11 protein-coding genes are annotated in these 13,296 nt (G+C 46.8%); 7 read left to right on the forward strand and 4 right to left on the reverse strand.

Annotated features, from left to right (window positions below; genetic code table 11):
- Positions 1 to 234: 234 nt before the first annotated feature.
- Together MHI52_RS04400 and MHI52_RS04405 are read left to right on the forward strand one after the other, a co-directional pair.
- The gene (locus MHI52_RS04400) at positions 235 to 1,050 is read left to right on the forward strand and encodes an AAA family ATPase (protein WP_315370436.1); all 816 of its coding nucleotides are present in this window, start codon (positions 235 to 237) and stop codon (positions 1,048 to 1,050) included.
- A gap of 32 nt (positions 1,051 to 1,082) precedes the next feature.
- Positions 1,083 to 1,790: a DNA alkylation repair protein gene (locus MHI52_RS04405; protein ID WP_315370435.1), complete on the forward strand. Its 708-nt coding sequence runs from the start codon at positions 1,083 to 1,085 to the stop codon at positions 1,788 to 1,790.
- A gap of 220 nt (positions 1,791 to 2,010) precedes the next feature.
- Here MHI52_RS04405 and MHI52_RS04410 read toward each other — a convergent pair whose 3' ends face one another.
- A complete protein-coding gene (locus tag MHI52_RS04410; RefSeq protein WP_353957565.1) occupies positions 2,011 to 2,091 on the reverse strand; it encodes a putative holin-like toxin in 81 nt (26 codons plus the stop codon).
- 277 nt (positions 2,092 to 2,368) lie between these two features.
- On the reverse strand, positions 2,369 to 2,944 hold the full coding sequence (locus tag MHI52_RS04415) for a TetR/AcrR family transcriptional regulator (RefSeq protein ID WP_315370434.1): 576 nt from the start codon (positions 2,942 to 2,944) through the stop codon (positions 2,369 to 2,371).
- 200 nt (positions 2,945 to 3,144) lie between these two features.
- On the opposite strand from MHI52_RS04415, the gene lpdA reads away from it, so the two are divergent.
- From lpdA to MHI52_RS04435, 4 genes are all read left to right on the forward strand, one after another.
- Positions 3,145 to 4,530 (forward strand): dihydrolipoyl dehydrogenase, encoded by a 1,386-nt coding sequence (lpdA, locus tag MHI52_RS04420; protein WP_405158542.1) that lies wholly within the window; start codon positions 3,145 to 3,147, stop codon positions 4,528 to 4,530.
- A gap of 49 nt (positions 4,531 to 4,579) precedes the next feature.
- Positions 4,580 to 5,212 (forward strand): HlyD family efflux transporter periplasmic adaptor subunit, encoded by a 633-nt coding sequence (locus tag MHI52_RS04425; protein WP_405158543.1) that lies wholly within the window; start codon positions 4,580 to 4,582, stop codon positions 5,210 to 5,212.
- A complete protein-coding gene (locus MHI52_RS04430) occupies positions 5,196 to 6,368 on the forward strand; it encodes an ABC transporter permease (RefSeq protein ID WP_405158544.1) in 1,173 nt (390 codons plus the stop codon). The genes MHI52_RS04425 and MHI52_RS04430 overlap by 17 nt, the downstream gene beginning before the upstream one ends.
- A gap of 363 nt (positions 6,369 to 6,731) precedes the next feature.
- Positions 6,732 to 7,913: a DUF4317 domain-containing protein gene (locus tag MHI52_RS04435; RefSeq protein WP_036668338.1), complete on the forward strand. Its 1,182-nt coding sequence runs from the start codon at positions 6,732 to 6,734 to the stop codon at positions 7,911 to 7,913.
- Positions 7,914 to 8,088: 175 nt separating this feature from the next.
- Here the strand turns inward: MHI52_RS04435 and MHI52_RS04440 are convergent, their stop codons facing one another.
- Together MHI52_RS04440 and MHI52_RS04445 are read right to left on the reverse strand one after the other, a co-directional pair.
- On the reverse strand, positions 8,089 to 9,210 hold the full coding sequence (locus MHI52_RS04440) for a response regulator (RefSeq protein WP_053061355.1): 1,122 nt from the start codon (positions 9,208 to 9,210) through the stop codon (positions 8,089 to 8,091).
- Positions 9,207 to 12,338 carry an ATP-binding protein gene (locus MHI52_RS04445; RefSeq protein ID WP_340983460.1) on the reverse strand — a complete coding sequence of 1,044 codons (3,132 nt, stop codon included), beginning with the start codon at positions 12,336 to 12,338 and terminating at the stop codon, positions 9,207 to 9,209. Before MHI52_RS04445 ends, MHI52_RS04440 begins: the two co-directional genes overlap by 4 nt.
- A 243-nt stretch (positions 12,339 to 12,581) precedes the next feature.
- On the opposite strand from MHI52_RS04445, the gene MHI52_RS04450 reads away from it, so the two are divergent.
- On the forward strand, positions 12,582 to 13,292 hold the full coding sequence (locus MHI52_RS04450; protein WP_340983459.1) for a serine protease: 711 nt from the start codon (positions 12,582 to 12,584) through the stop codon (positions 13,290 to 13,292).
- Positions 13,293 to 13,296: the final 4 nt, after the last annotated feature.

Here is a 13,296-nt window from a genome sequence, read left to right on the forward strand (position 1 = left end):
CACTAAACTGAACATAAACGATGAGTGACGTATCTTGCCATAGCTTAACGTTGCTTGGACATGGACATATGTTGCTCTGCTTGTGCTGGGGGAATCAGCTCTTTCCAATCAGGCCCTCGGCAGGTATTCAGAAGTTGCCGGTAGAAGCATAAGAAAGGAAAAATGTCTGTCTGCGAAGAAGTTATATCTATCTTTTCAGGGATCTGTGCGAAACAATGGATAAGGAGTGTGTCAATGATTTATCTAAGCAATTTCAAGTTGTCTTCGCAAATTTCCGGCAACCCCAATATATATCCTGATCATGTATTCAAACATATCTCAGGAGAAGTCCTTATTTTTGATCGAGTCACTGTGCTCTATGGCAGCAACGGCTCTGGCAAATCCACCCTGCTGAACGTGATCGCCAACAAGTTGGGAATTACAGGTTCTGAACGAATGACAACGTATGGAAATAGCGCCTATGTGCAGCGTTTTCTGGATAAGAGCAGTTATGAGCTTGGGCGTGACGAACAGGAGCATGTCATCCGGCAACTGCCAGAAGGGAGCCGATACATCAAGTCAGAGGACATTTTATATGAGATCAAGAAAATTCAGCAAGCAAATGTGCTCCGCGAAGGACTGTTGTATGAACAGTCTCAACAAGGAGTGAGCAAGGCCGAGACAGAAGAGTTAGCGCATTCCTATGCATTCAAGAAAAAGCTGGATAACATTCAGTTTTCTCAGGAAAAATACTCCAATGGAGAAACCTCCATGCAGTTTTTCGAAGAGTACCTGCTTCCGGGCCAATTGTATTTATTGGATGAACCGGAAACATCGCTTTCTCCTGTTAACCAAATCAGACTGGCTGAGCAAATCAATGAGTTGGCACGATATTTTGACAGTCAATTTATCATTTCGACGCACTCGCCCTTTGTTCTGGGGACGCTCCATGCTAAAATTTACAATCTAGACAGGACGATTTTGCAAACGGCAGAGTGGTTTGAACTGGACAATGTGCGGTTTTTCTACCATTTTTTTGACAAACATAAGCGTCTGTTCGATCAGGAATGAAATTAATTAAATAGGATGGGGAGTGTCGCGAAATGAATCTAGATGAAGTGATGCAAGAGCTAGAAGCGCTGGGTAAAGAACGAACGAAAAAAATCTATATCTCTAACGGTGCGCATGAACCGCTATTTGGCGTGGCAACCGGAGCGATGAAACCAATGGCGAAGCGGATCAAAAAGGATCAACCTTTGGCAGAGCAACTATACGCGACGGGGAATTATGATGCGATGTACTTTGCGGGCGTGATTGCCGATCCTCAAGCAATGACGGAAGCTGATTTTGACCGTTGGATTGACGCTGCTTATTTTTACATGATCTCTGACTTCATCGTTGCCGTCACGTTGGCAGAGACGGATATTGCTCAAGAAGTTTCGGATAAGTGGATCGCGAGTGGGGATGAACTGAAAATGTCAGCAGGATGGAGCTGTTACTGTTGGTTACTCGGCAGTCGAAAGGATGCTGAGTTTTCGGAGAATAAACTGATGGAGATGCTTGAACAGGTCAAAAAGACGATTCACGAATCTCCGGAACGAACAAAATATTCGATGAACAACTTCCTGTATACCGTTGCAACATCCTATCAACCGTTGCACGATCAGGCGGTGGAGGCAGCTCAGGTCGTTGGCCCCGTTGAAGTGAACAAGGACATGCCCAAGAGCAAGTTGCTGAATGCCTCTGAGAATATCCAAAAGGCAGTGGAAAAAGGGCGTACGGGGTTCAAACGTAAATATGTAAGATGCTGAATTTTTCGCCATATCGTCAGTTTTAACATATGGAACATATGGTTATCGTGGGATTGAAATCCACAATCTCCATGTTATAATGAGGACAGAAACAGCTTATAATGCAAAGAGAGCCGTGCGGTAACACGACTCTCTGACGCAATAGCCGCTTTTAAGGGCGGTGGGCTTAACAAGAGGATACACGATCAAGTAGACCGCAACCTTTGCAAGGGTGGGCGGTCTACTTGTGTTTATTGGACAGCAGCGCTACAATCAGCAAACCGAAGGTAAGCATTAGCATAATTGCTTCAAATACTGTCACAAGGCATCACCTCCCTTCCGGGAGATTAGCCGACCGCCCATATAAGCCTTTCCATTGCTCTGTGAGTATACCATATTTTTCTTGGACCTAATAGATGAACAATAATTCGTTTTTATAAAAGTTTGGGAATGTTAATGACCCCGTGCTTTGAGTACGAGAAGAGCGTTACGGTGGCTAGTATGGAAGTTATTTAGTTGCAAACAGATAAGAAAAACACGCCATTTATAGGCGTGTTTTTTGTTGACAGCTAGATAATAAGCATATAGCAACATCGAGGCTACATATCGTTCCTTTTAACCATTTCTTTGGCTTGCTGTCTGCCTGCCGAGAGAAAGCTGTCGCTAAGCTCAGGATCACTAACAGAGCGTGCAAGTACAAGCGAACCAACCATTGTACTGAACAGTGCACGACCTCTGGACACATCAATCTCAGCCAGATTGGAGATAAAAGCGATCATCCGCTCCAATTCATGGGTAAATACCTGCCGAACCTCTTCGGACGAACGGGATATTTCGCTGGAAAGGGCGGGGAAAATACAGCTCATTTCCGTTTGGTCGCGGTGATACGGACTCAAATAATAATCGATTACTTTATTAATTTTCGAATTCTGTTCTTCCTGATCAGCCACGTTCTTTAGAAGTGTAATGGTATCACTAATGGCATATTCACAGGCTTCGGCAACCAATTGTTCCTTGTTGTCAAAGTGTGAATAGAATCCTCCATGAGTTAATCCAGCTCCCTTCATAATAAACGGGACACTCACCTCCTGGATACCATTGGTGCGAAAAGCCCGAGCAGCACTCTCAACAATCTTACCTCGTACTTTTATCTTATGTCCTTTGGGATAGGGCATGATCACTCACTCCATAGCTTCATCGTTCTGCTTTTCTAAAATATTATAGTCATCATAATAAAGTCTGTCAATTTGGCGACTGGATATCTGTTCATTTTCAAAAGGGACAATACGATTGTTGACGGTCTTAAAATATGATGGTTATAATATATTACGATCATCATATTTTAAAATAACTTCAAATCGGGAGGTATCAGAATATGAGCAAGCTTGAATCTGTGGATACGTTAGTTATTGGATCAGGTCCAGGGGGATATGTGGCGGCGCTTCGTTCTTCGCAGTTGGGGATGAAGACGGCGATTGTTGAACGTAAACAGCTCGGCGGGGTCTGTACACATGTGGGTTGCATACCATCCAAAGCCTTAATTGCGGAATCGCATCGCTATGATTGGTTCAGACAGTTCAATCAAACTGACTCGGCAGCGACATTTAAGACTGCTCAGGATTTTAAACAGGGGGTTGTGAATAAACAGGCAGGTGGCGTCCACTATTTGTTAAAGACTGCGGGTGTGAACATTCTGGAAGGAGAGGCCCGTCTGGTGGATGAGCACACAGCCATGATCCAGCAAACTGGACAGGAGCAAATCATTTCTTTTAAAAATCTCATACTGGCAACGGGGTCTCGTCCAATTGAGCTGCCAGCATTTCCAGTTGGAGGTCGCATCTTATCTTCCACTGAAGCATTATCTCTACAGGAGGTTCCGAGTAGTCTGATTGTGATCGGCGGAGGTTATATTGGGGTGGAGCTTGGACAGATGTATGCCAAATTCGGAACCAAGGTAACGATTCTGGAGGGAGGCACTCAAGTATTGCCTGGATTCGAGGCGGAACTTGCAGCCCCTGTAGTCAAACAATTAAAGGCGGACGGCATCCAGATCGTAAACGGAGCGATTGCCGAAAAGGTGGAGCACAATGCGGATTCCGTAACACTGCATTATTCAAAAAATCAGGAGCAACAACAAGTTACAGCAGAATATGTACTGGTTACAATCGGCAGGAAACCCAATACAGACGGCCAGTTAGGACTGGAACGCATAGGTGTGCCCGTAACGAACAAAGGACTGGTTGAGACGGATGAACAGTGCAGAACGGTTATCCCTCACATTTATGCTATTGGAGATATTACAGCCGGTCCGGCACTTGCTCACAAGGCATCGTATGAAGCCAAAGTAGCTGCAGAGGCCATTGCGGGTCTCACCTCCAAAGTGGATTACAAGGTGATTCCGCTTGTTGTCTTTTCTGATCCGGAGCTATCCAGTGTTGGAGTAAGTGAGACGGAAGCCAAAACACAGGCCATTCCAGTGGTTATTGGAAAATCTTCTTTTGGAATCAACGGAAGAGCATTGGCGTTAAGGGAAACCGAAGGTTTTGTGAAAATAGTGGCTGACCCGACTTCAGGAATTGTCATTGGCGCGCAAATCGTCGGCGTGGAGGCATCTACACTGATATCGGAGCTCGCACTTGCGATCGAGATGGGAGCAACCGTGGAAGATCTGGCCATGACGATTCAACCTCATCCCACTTTGGGAGAAGTGATCATGGAGGCAGCCGAGAACGCGGTCACCAAAATGAAAAAGCAGAAATAGTCAGCAAATTTAACCATACACGAGGATTGGGAATGGGAGAGATAAAAAGATGAAGTTAAAAGCAGGTTTGTATATCGGAATTGCGATGGTGCTCATTGTTGGAGGTTCACTTTTGGCTGTTAAAGGAAAGGATGCTGTAAGTCAGGCCGAGAGCCGGAAACAAGGCATACTTGAGGCAGAGCAAACGACATTATTTTATCAGAATAGTCCCGGGACGATTGCAGAGGCGGGTGCGTCTGAAGGTGACTCTCTGAAAGAGGGAGAGGTACTTTTCAAAGTGAAATCAGCTGGGGAGGGAGATAAGGAGGTACTCGCACCGTATGACGGATTGGTTGACCGAGTTGCTGTAATACAGGGAGATCAAGTTCAAGCAGGAGTCCCGCTGGCAGTTGTACAAAAGAATACGTATTACATCGACCTTTACATACAGGAAAGTGAAATTCAACAGCTTGAAGTGAATCAAAGCATTGATGTTCATTTCCCGTATTTGGATCAGCCAACGCAGGTGAAGGGGAGCGTTACTTCCATCTCAACTGCTCCTCAGTTTGCAACCTTGCGGATGTCTCGTGAAAAAGGGCAAGCGGATTTAAGTATGTTTCTGGTCCGAATATCGATGGATTCAAATACCGATTTGCTTCCGGGGATGACGGTAGAGGTGAAACTTGATGAAATCACTGATTGACGAGTGGAAGTACGTTGTAGGCAGTAAGTATATACGGCTAATTTTTATTGGGCCAATGATTGCAGCCTTATTTTTCGGCTTAATGTTCTCGCAGAATCAACTCAGTAAATCACCAGTTGTGGTCATTGATGAGGATCATAGCGAATATTCACGGCAATTGATCTCCAAAATAAATGCGTCTCAATACATGAGCGTCAAAAGCGTATATGCGAGCCGAATGAGTCCTGAAATATTGCTTGCCAACGAGCAGGCTGTAGCGGTCATTATGCTTCCCAATCAGTTGGGATTGCGTCAACAACAAGGGAAATCGACGAATATCGGCATCTTGATGGATAACACGATGCCCTCGGGGTTAACAGGTATTCGCACTGCGATTCAGGAAATCATACTGACAGAGAATATGACCCTTTCCATGACACGTCTGATCCAAAAAGGGATGGATGCCGAGACAGCTAAAGGAATCGTGTCACCGTTATCCCTTCAGCAGCGGATGCTGTTTAATCCAACCTCCAGTTATGTCGGTTTTATGGTGCTTGGATTTGTGAATATCGTAGTATTGATGATTACAACAAGTGCAGCGGGCTCAATTGTACCCCGGCTTCGTCAGGAAGGGAAACTGTTTGCAAACGGAAAGTCACCCTTTCAACTATGGGTTCGGATTATACCTTACGTTGTGTTGAGTTCACTTTCGCTGCTTCTATCCTATGGATTATTAAAGCAGGTGGGGGGAATGCGGTTTGAAGCAGAGCCTTATCTTTTTATCATTCCGTTAGTTGTTTATGCTTTTGCTTTGTCACTCATGGGTATGCTGATTGGATACACTGCCAAAGACTTATCCAAAGTCAATCTGCGGACCAGCTTGGTATTGTATCCCTCCTTTCTGGCTACGGGAATTCAACTAACGCCACTGGCGTTCCCAGAACCGTTCCAAATGTTCGCATGGGCATTACCCATGAACTGGCTTAACCGTCTGATTCGTGGAATGGCGTTTAGGGACGGGGCGCTGACAGCCTATAGTCAGGAGTTGGGGGCATTGCTGATTATTATTGGCGGAGTGTCCTTGTTCATGGGATTACTGTTTCTGTGGGAAACAAGGAAAGTTTCTTCCAGCAGAGCACCCCTGTTGAATATGGATATATTGCCGAGCAGTAATTAATTTTTTAAGAATCGTTAAACAACGAAAAAAGACGCACGGGAGTCATTCCTGTTGCGTCTTTCTGTTTTCTTTTAAATCTCATTCGTGCTCCCATACGGCGAGCTATTTTCCATATTCAAAAATGGATCGTGATAAAGAGGGAAATACCATAGATTGTTTCTCATTAATCGTCATCATTATATGATATAATTTCTCACTGAGAGTACAGAAATGGAGAGCAAGAACGGCTTGATCCAGCTACTCCATAGCTGCCCCTATTTGTGACCTACTGCTCAGATGAAAACTTCCAAGGGAGCACTGATTTTTAGGATATAGAGTTGCACGCAGATAAAATTATTTATTATGGGAGTTGTCTAACGAATCATGAATAAAAAAGAAGTCGCGCATATACGCAAGCAGTTTAAACTCGATCACGATCTACTGAATATTTACGATATTCTCAACGTGTATATTACGAAGGAAACCAATGAGGTCTATCACTGGGAGCGTCACCCGTTCGAACTGGTGGACAGAGAGAAGCAGGAGCTGTACATGGGCAATTTCAAAAAATTGCTGACAGGTGATTTGGATCAGAAGTTGTTTGAATTGAAGTTCCAGGAAGCGGCGGAGGATCCAGCACAGGTATTGCTTCACCAGGCGCTGGTAACAGGTGACCCGGATGAATGGCAGGATCTGATGTTGCTGCTCGTGGATCGAATGTTGGTGGATACGAAGTTTGAGCGGGACATGGTAGCTACGTTCGTGCGTGGACAGTATTACTTGCCGACCAAGGCTAGAAACGAAGCTACGGAAGAGAGTGAGAAGAATGAGGTGTTCGCCCATCCGTTCATTCTGTGCAGCGTAAATTCCACGGAGAAACAGCGGAAGACACTCTTGTTTGATTACGTGGAGAGAGAATTCAAATACAACATCATTGTAGATCCGATTATCAAATTAAGCACGCCAGAGCAAGGATTCTTGTACCCTAGCGTGACGGACAACTACTCCGATGTGAATCGTGTACTGTATTGTACAGGGAAATCTAATTTCCCGGATCCGCATTTTGTTGAAAATGTATTGAATGGAGAAAGATCCGTTACCGCACTGGAAGAACGGGCGATCTTCGAAGATATCGTCAAGGAAGTGGCCGGTGAACAGCTAGATTCAGCCACTATTGCACATGTATACGAGGAGATCAACCGAGTCATCGAGATTAACGAAGAGTCCCATGAGGAAGAACCTCCAAAGCTGGACTATAAAGATCTGGAACGTGTACTGACCGCAAGTGGTATAGAGGATCTGACAACGGAGAAAGTAGAACGTGCCTTCGAAACGATCGTTGACAACAAGAACTATGAGATGAAGGCGACCAGTGTTATGCCGAAGTTTACGTCCAAGTCCATTAAGATTGAGACCAAGGTTGCTACAATTTCGGTTAGCCCGCAAGACCTGAGATATGTGAAACAGGTGAATTATCAAGGCAGACGTTGCATCATGATTGAAGTGGACGAAGATGTCGTGATAGAAGGGTTTACCCTTAATACAGAAAAACTTATAAATGAGTAATTGATTCTAGACATTGATGATGTAAAATCATCCTGCAAGGACGAATGAACGTCCATCTATGTTGAAAAAAAGCCCAAGCCAAAAGCAACACTGAACTGCTCCCTGTCATAGTAGACCGCAGAAGACTACGATGGGAGCAGTTCGTTATCGCCAAGGCATGGGCTTTTTTGCTGTTTCATGACTGTCGCAACAGTTGTTTGATATCCGCTGCCGGACTGGAGCCAAGCTCCTCTTTGAGCAATTCCTCCAACACCAGATACTGTCGCTGCGCTTCGGTTCTTCGTCCAAGCGACAGATACAACAGGATGATCTCGCGATGAATATCTTCCCGAATCGAATCAATCTGGAGGATACGTTCAAAATAATACAGCGCCCGTAACGGCTCGCCTGCCTTCGCGTGATAGTGGGCCGCAGTTTCCATCGTCATGATGAAATCCAGTTCCAGCTGTCTGGACCACGCAAAAGCCCACTCATAATGCCTTCCTTTCAGAAGTTCACCCGTATACAACGTATCCATCCGCTCGAAGAGCTCGGGGCGATGTGCCGAGGCCTGACGCATCTGCCGGAACAAAGTCTCGAACTCGTACAGATCACAGTTAATCGCTTCCCGGTCGATACGGATACCGTTTCTGTCCTTGAGAATGATCGGCACGTCACTGTTATCACCGATGGCACGTCGCACGTAGTACAGTGTGGAATTGATGTTGGTCCAGGCTTTCTGCGGACTGAGGTCCTTCCACAACGTATCGGCCAAGGCATCGCGGGTGGTTGATTTGGTATACAGCAAGAATGCAAGTAACTCTTCGGTTTTGGGCGTTCTAAGCTTGATGGGACTGTCTGCTCCGGCACCGCCAAACACGGTGAATTCACCGAACAGACGAACGTTCAGTTTGGGTCCAGGCACCGCTGGTTCAGGTGTTGTCACGGACTTGTGAAGCTTTTCCTGCAACCGTTTGATGCTGCGGTTCAGTCGCTCAGCCGTGACCGGCTTGATGACGTAATCGATGACCTCTTTGTCAAAGGCCTGCACCGCATATTCCTCATAACCGGTCACCAGCACGATTGGAAGCGAAGGATGATGTTTACGCAGTTCACCAATGAGTTGCATACCCGAGATGCGAGGCATCGTAATGTCCAGAAATGCCGCATCGAAGCTATTCTCTGCCGCATATTCACAGGCTTCCTCCGGGTCATGAAACGCACGAGATACCTTGACTTCTCCGCTTTCTGTCAAAATGCGATTCAGTCGCTTCAGCGACAAATCCTCATCGTCCACGATGATGACTTTCATCTTCATGTTTCATAACCTCCGTTCCCATCTGTGCTTAGACGTTGATTTGGAAGATCAAATGTAATCCGCGTTCCCTCGCCGTCCAGACTTTCCATCTGAAGGTGTCTGCCATACAGCAGGTTCAACCGGCTGGAAATATTCCATAGTCCAACGCCGTTACTGCCGTCCGTGGATTGCCGAATTTCGTCCATCCGTTGCTTGGTTATGCCGATTCCGTTGTCCTCGATGGTGAACCGTGTTTCCGTATCATTCAGATTGCGGATAGACAACATGACCCGACCACCGCGAATGCTGGACATCAGCCCATGCCGAATCGCGTTTTCGATCAGGGGCTGTAACGTGAGCGGTGGAATGTCCATATTCCGGTTCACATCCGCATCCACATCGATAATGACCTCCAACCTTGAGCCAAAGCGGGCTTGCTCAATCGCTACATATGCCTCGATCATCTCCAGTTCGTTCATCAGGCTAGTTTTTGAGTCCAGATGTTTAAAGTGCACACTCCGCCGTAAGTAACTCGATAATTGCAAAATCAATTGTTCTGCCCGATTCGGCGCATCCACACACAATTCGGCAATGGCGTTCAGGGCGTTATACAGAAAGTGTGGGTTCATCTGAGACCGCAAAAAAGATATTTCCGCATCTCGCGCAGCTTGCACGGATGTTTTCATCCGAGTCAAACCGCCGATCCGTGCCAGCAGTTCCTCCGATTCGAACGGCTTGGATACAAAATCATTGGCGCCTTTCTCCAAGGCCAGCTTCAATTGATTAGCTTTATTACTCGCCGTCAGCATGAGTACAGGCAACTCGGAAGGAGAGAAGCGCTCCCTGATTCGTTCCAGTAATTCGTAACCCGACATGTCGGGCATCATGATATCAGCAATGACGAGATGTACGGCGGGAAGCTGGTCGAGCAGTTCCAGTACGGAAGGGGAACGTGCAGTTACCGCGTAACTGTATCCTTCCAGCTTCAAGAGATTCACTATTGTCTGCAAATTAGCCGAGTCGTCATCCACAACGATGATCCATTCGTCTTTATTCCCTTGTACAATCGTTGGTTCTTCGAACCGGAGTAGCCGATTACCAGGACCTGTAGGAGCGATGGTAAGTGGCATGACGTTGGAACGTTTCTCTCCTTTTTTCTCTGCCAGCGGAAAGGTCAGGATGAACGTGGCACCCATGCCAGGTGCCGATTCCGCATGAATGGTTCCGCCGTGCATCTCGACCAGCTTGCGTGTAATGCTCAGTCCTAGACCGGTGCCTCCAGCAACGACTGGCCCCGTATCTGCTTCCTGCTCGAACGGCAGGAAGATATGTTCCAGCTTGTCCGTACCGATACCACGGCCGGTATCGATAATGCGTATTTCCGCTTTGCCTTGCACAATTGCAGCTTTGATACTTACCGTGCCACGTTCCGTGAACTTAACGGCATTGCCGATCAGATTATGCAAAATCTGAATCAGTCGGTTGCCGTCTGCATAGATCGGCGGGAAATGCGCCGGGATGCGGTTGATAAGCTCGACCTTTTTTGTACCAAGCAGGAAGGAGTGCATACGCATGACCGATTCGACAAACGAGTAGAGATCGGTCGAAGAGCGGTGGAGCGGGATGTCGCCATGTTTCATTTTCGAATAATCCAGCAATTCATCGACCAGATAGGTTAATCGTCTGCCACTTCCCGTTACGATCGCCAGATTGTGCGCTTGCTCATCAGTAAGGGGACCTTCTGCGCCTTTAAGCAGGCTTTCACTGATGTTAACAATCGCATTCAGCGGTGTTTTGAGCTCATGCGAAGTATTGGACAGGAAGTCGTCCTTCACCTTGTCCAGCAAGAGCAACTGATCTTTGAGGGTGCGGACCGTACGATAGGCCTCGAAGAACCGAAGCACCGCTAGAAACAGCATCAGGATGCTGAACAGGACAATGGAAGCCTGCCCGATATTCATATTTTCCTTGAGCGAGATCGAGAAGAGATTAATGTCCAGACAATACAGCATGATGCTTAAGAGAGCTGCGTACCACAGAAAAGTAGACAGCCGTTCGCCCTTCTCACTAGTTAGGAACTGTTTTGCACATTGATACAGCAACCAGAGCAACATCAACGTGTACATAACGACGACGTAAGGCGCAGCCAGCCCGTAGATGGAAATAGGCAGGAGCGTGACCATACATAAGTAAGCTCCGAAGATGATCAGGATCACCGCCGTGAGCAAACCGGACAGGATGCCTGTTTTGAATCGGTAGAAGTAAAAGGTTAACAGACCCAGACATGCCACAGAGCAGAAATCTTTTAATTTATAGAGCGTGCTAAAGGAGATTTCCGTGCCCGCCATCGATAACACACGTTCGCTGATCATGCCGTTATAGAGTGCATACAGCAGACAGATTAGACCAATCAGCAGCAGGGAGTCGTCCCTGTTTCGGTAGAGTGCAGACCCCAGGTAACTGATGAGGAATATGATCGAAATGGTACCCAGGACAGCAAGCGTGCCAAATTCGATAGCTGTGTTGAATTGATGTTTTTTCAGCATGGCTGCTTGTTCGCCAAAAAAGAGTGGACCCGGAATGCCAGAGTCCGTGTAATCGTAATTAGCCACCCGGATCAAAATCTCAATGTCACCGCCATGATAGGGGAAAAAGCCAATCTGGGGGGAGTTGCCTGGTCGGTAACCTGCGGATTTTGCCACGGCATGCCCGTCTTCCAGCAGCTTGTTGCCATTGATGTAGATTTCGCTAGCAAAACGGATGTTCATTTTTTTGATCGCCAGTGTTCCTTCAACAGGTGCATTACGCAGCACCAGTCGATACGTGGCGAAGCCGTGGGTTGGCAGTCGTTCACCATCCACTTTAAGTCGATTCCAGGAGCCGGGAACGGTTGCATAAGTGTCGGGTGCTTTCGTTGGACCAGCCTGATTCGATGTTGCAGATTCGTCAGGAAGCAATCGCTCCCAGTAAAATTCCCACTCCCCGTCCAGCTTGATCCGCTCGTCTTGTTCAGGGTCCCAGGCCGAGAGATCCAGAACACCTTGACGGGCATGAAGCGCAGCAGATTGTGGTTCTCTGATCGTTGACAGCAGCAGTACTGTAATAGCGAGTAAAACAGTCAGGACAACGCCTGAAATTTTTAATAACACGAAATGCTGCTCCTTTAGAGATTGTTCAATCCTTTGGTAGCTTCGGACAAAATCTCTTGTATTCTATCGGCATTGTAGCGAATATCTCTGGGGGGCGCAATCACATTTCGACAATTTTTTTTCTGTTTATTGCTTGTTTATTGTGATCCATTATAATGCGGAAGCAAGATATGTCGAACGGACGCAGAAAAAGCATCGAAAGACCTATCTTTGCGCGACTATGGGCTGATGGAGTTGAGAGAAATGAAGAGGAGCATCACATCATGGCGTTTGCGGCGTCAGATGATTGGCTTGCTGGCTGTACTGATTGCTGTGGCATGTCTGAATGGATATACAGGTGTATCCGTTGCCAAAGCCGCTGGAACCGGACAAGTGGCCGTATCGGGAGCTGAAAAAGTGTATCAGTCCGCGGCGCAATCTGTCTTTTACTTGAAAGCGTATCGCAAGGACGGAACGCTCAAAACGGTAGGTACCGGTTTTCTCATCGGTAATGGTAGAGCACTTACAGCAGCCCATGTTGTGAAGGACGGGGTTTCTTTCGAAGCTGTATTTGAAGATGGTTCCATTGAAAAGATAACGGTTCTGAGCGCTGACATGGATACCGATGTGGCTATGCTGTCTGTGCAGAATAGTAAAAAACGTCCGGTCCTTACCCTCTCAGGGGACAAGCAGTCTGCAAGATATGGGCAACGATCGTTTGCAATCGGATACCCGCTAAAGGATGGCAAGATCATTACGGAGGGCATCGTGAATGCACCAACCGCCGAGGTGAACGATGTCATTCGCTTGCTGACTTCCGCGCAGGTGTCTGCGGGCATGTCGGGTGGTCCTTTGTTAAATGAAGAGGGTCGCGTGATCGGATTAATCTCCGGTTCGTTTCGGACAATGACTGGCATTCATATCTGTGTAACGATCGAAGATATTCGCAAGCTGATGAAGAAGTCGAATACATAACGGG

This window comes from Paenibacillus sp. FSL H8-0283 (genome assembly GCF_045040675.1).
Classification (GTDB): Bacteria; Bacillota; Bacilli; order Paenibacillales; family Paenibacillaceae; genus Paenibacillus; species Paenibacillus amylolyticus.

Coding starts and splice junctions, on each gene's coding strand:
- MHI52_RS04405 (WP_315370435.1), top strand. CDS start 1,083: ATGAATCTAGATGAAGTGATGCAAGAGCTAGAAGCGCTGGGTAAAGAA.
- MHI52_RS04415 (WP_315370434.1), bottom strand. CDS start 2,944: ATGCCCTATCCCAAAGGACATAAGATAAAAGTACGAGGTAAGATTGTT.
- MHI52_RS04440 (WP_053061355.1), bottom strand. CDS start 9,210: ATGAAGATGAAAGTCATCATCGTGGACGATGAGGATTTGTCGCTGAAG.
- MHI52_RS04425 (WP_405158543.1), top strand. CDS start 4,580: ATGAAGTTAAAAGCAGGTTTGTATATCGGAATTGCGATGGTGCTCATT.
- MHI52_RS04450 (WP_340983459.1), top strand. CDS start 12,582: ATGAAGAGGAGCATCACATCATGGCGTTTGCGGCGTCAGATGATTGGC.
- MHI52_RS04435 (WP_036668338.1), top strand. CDS start 6,732: ATGAATAAAAAAGAAGTCGCGCATATACGCAAGCAGTTTAAACTCGAT.
- lpdA (WP_405158542.1), top strand. CDS start 3,145: ATGAGCAAGCTTGAATCTGTGGATACGTTAGTTATTGGATCAGGTCCA.
- MHI52_RS04400 (WP_315370436.1), top strand. CDS start 235: ATGATTTATCTAAGCAATTTCAAGTTGTCTTCGCAAATTTCCGGCAAC.
- MHI52_RS04430 (WP_405158544.1), top strand. CDS start 5,196: ATGAAATCACTGATTGACGAGTGGAAGTACGTTGTAGGCAGTAAGTAT.